The 915-nt window shown below is 64.9% G+C and carries 1 protein-coding gene and 1 pseudogene; both read left to right on the forward strand.

The features are described from left to right. On the forward strand, nt 1-708 hold a 708-nt coding region (locus tag ACZY0B_RS27775; protein ID WP_463767427.1), incomplete at its 5' end, for a His/Gly/Thr/Pro-type tRNA ligase C-terminal domain-containing protein. Next, nucleotides 701-915, forward strand: a pseudogene (locus ACZY0B_RS27780) (diadenosine tetraphosphate hydrolase); the annotation flags it as partial. The gene ACZY0B_RS27775 and the pseudogene ACZY0B_RS27780, both read left to right, overlap by 8 nt.

The following is a 915-nucleotide window of genomic DNA, read 5'->3' on the forward strand; positions in this document are numbered from 1 at the left end:
CTGGAGCTGTCCACCAAAGACCCGGAGAAATACTCCGGCTCCGACGAGATGTGGGACGAGGCCACTGACGTCCTGCGAGAGGTGGCGCTGGCTTCCGGGTTGCACTTCGTTCCTGACCCCGGTGGCGCGGCGTTCTACGGTCCCAAGATCTCGGTGCAGGTCAAGGATGCGCTGGGGCGCAGCTGGCAGATGTCGACGATTCAGCTCGACTTCAACATGCCGGACCGATTCGAGTTGGAATACACCGCGTCCGACGGCACCCGGCAGCGGCCGGTGCTGATTCACCGGGCGTTGTTCGGGTCCATCGAGCGGTTCTTCGGCATTCTCACCGAGCACTATGCCGGGGCCTTCCCGGCGTGGCTGGCGCCGGTTCAGGTGGTCGGCATCCCGGTCGCCGACGAGCACGCGGCTTACCTGGAAGATGTTGCCGCGCAACTGAGGTCGCGAGGCGTCCGGGTTGAGGTGGACACCAGCGACGACCGGATGGCCAAGAAGATCGTGAACCATACCAACCAGCGCGTCCCGTTCATGTTGCTGGCCGGCGACCGCGACGTCGAGGGCGGGGCGGTCAGCTTCCGCTTCGGTGACCGCAGCCAGATCAACGGCGTGCCGCTCGACGCCGCGATCGATGCCATCGTGAAGTGGATCGCCGACCGCGAGAATGCTGCTCCCACACAAGAACTGGTGAAGGTTGCCGGCGGTGAGTGAGCAGGACAGCGCCGATCGCGACGACACCATCCTGGACAGAGGTGTCGGCGAGCGTGACCACCTGCAGCGGTTGTGGACGCCGTACCGGATGACCTATCTGGCCGAAGCGCCGATGAAGCGCGACAACGGTAAAACCGAGGAGCCGTTCAGCGACATTCCGCAACTGCCCGACGAGGACGGTCTGGTGGTCGCCCGCGGAGAACTCGT

It is taken from the genome of Mycobacterium sp. IDUB_19 (genome assembly GCF_055419445.1).